Source organism: Motilibacter deserti (assembly GCF_011250635.1).
GTDB lineage: Bacteria > Actinomycetota > Actinomycetes > Motilibacterales > Motilibacteraceae > Motilibacter_A > Motilibacter_A deserti.
The window spans coordinates 1-1,602 of the sequence record NZ_JAANNP010000222.1 but is presented as its reverse complement, the minus strand read 5'-3'; the positions used below and the strand labels follow the sequence as shown (position 1 = coordinate 1,602).

1 protein-coding gene and 1 pseudogene are annotated in these 1,602 nt (G+C 79.6%); both read left to right on the top strand.

Annotated features, from left to right (window positions below; genetic code table 11):
* Window positions 1-1,204, top strand: a 1,204-nt coding sequence (locus G9H71_RS24810) for a glycosyltransferase family 4 protein (protein ID WP_166284996.1), incomplete at its 5' end; no start/stop codon positions are given.
* Window positions 1,201-1,602: pseudogene (locus tag G9H71_RS22600) on the top strand (hypothetical protein); the annotation flags it as partial. The gene G9H71_RS24810 and the pseudogene G9H71_RS22600, both read left to right, overlap by 4 nt.

Genomic DNA, 1,602 nt, shown 5'->3' with positions numbered 1-1,602 from the left:
GCGCGCCGCCGGGCGGGACGTCCAGTGGGTCTACGACGCCCACGAGTACGTCCGCGGCCTCTCCCTCTACGGCGGCCGCACGCCGCGCGTCCGCGCCGCCTGGGCCGCGTTGGAGGAGGAGTACATCCGCGACGCCGCGCGCGTCATCACCGTCTCGCCCGACATCGCCGGCCGGCTGCAGGCGCAGTACGCGCTGGCTCAGCGCCCGGCCGTCGTGCTCAACACCCCGGTCGCGGACGCGCTGCACCAGGGGGCGGACGGGCCGCCGCCGGAGCGGACGGTGCGCGACAGCTGCGGCGTCGGGCCGGAGGTGCCGCTGCTGCTCTACTCCGGCGGCGTCACGGCGGCGCGCGGGGTGTCCACGGCGGTCGAGGCGCTGGCCGAGCTGCCGGAGGCGCACCTGGCGGTCGTCGCGGTCCCGTCGACCCGGACGATCGCCGTGGGCAACCTGCGCGAGCAGGCCGAGCAGGCCGGGGTCGCGGACCGGGTGCACCTGCTCGAGCCGGTGGCGCCCGCCGACGTCGTCCCCTACCTGTCCGGCGCCGACGTCGGGCTCATCCCGCTGCTGCACTTCGGCAGCCACGACATGGCACTGACGAACAAGCTGTTCGAGTACCTCCACGCCCGGGTGCCCGTCGTGGTGAGCGACTGCCCCGCGCAGGCCGAGTTCGTGGGGGAGCACCGGATCGGGGAGGTGCACGTCGCGGGTGACGCGCCCGGCCTCGCCGGGGCGGTCCGCGTCGTGCTCCGCGACCGGGAGCGGTTCGCCGCCCGAGTCCGCGAGCCGGGGCTGCTCGCCGAGTTCTCCTGGCGCGGCCAGGAGGAGCAGCTGCGCGCTGCGTACGTCGCGCTGCTCGGGCGCGACCTCCAGTTGCCCGCAGACGACCTGCGGATGTCCGACCTGGTCGAGTCGCCCTCGACCGGCGGTGGGGAGCACGTGGCGGGCCCGCTCCACGCGACCGGCCCGCTCCACGCGACCGGCCCGCTCAACGAGACCGGTCCGCTCGACGCGACCGGTCCGCTCGGCGCGACCGGGGCCGGCGCGACCGGGGCCGGCGCGACCGGCCCGCTCGGTGCGACGGTGGCCGACGGCGAGCCGGAGCCGGCGCGCCCTGCGGGCTCGGCCGGCCGGGTCGGCGGCGAGGGCGCCGGCGAGGCGGCCGACGAGCTCGCGCCCGGCGCGGCTGAGGAGCAGCTCCCGTGAGCGGTGGCGCACCGCCGGCCGTCGTCCTCGTCGGCGACGACAGCGCGGCCGAGCCGGCCCGCGCCGCGGCGCTCGCCACGGCGCGGCTCGGGCTGGCGGTCACGCTCGTGCTGCCCGCCGCGTCCGCGCGCCGGGTGGAGGCCGACCTCGGCCCCGTCCGTGTGCTGCGCGTCCCGGTGGGCACCGCGCTGCGCGACGCCGCCGCCGGCCGCGACCGGCGCCGGGCCGTGGCGCCCCGCCTGCTCGGCTACGCCGACGCCGGCGAGGAGCGCGCCGCCGCCCTGCGCGCGCGGCTCGCGGTGGCCGACGCGGCCGCGCGCCAGGGGGCCGGTGCCGCCCTGGCTGGGGCCTACTGGCGCGGGCGGGCGCAGCTCGTCCGCGTGCGTTCGGCCGGTCAG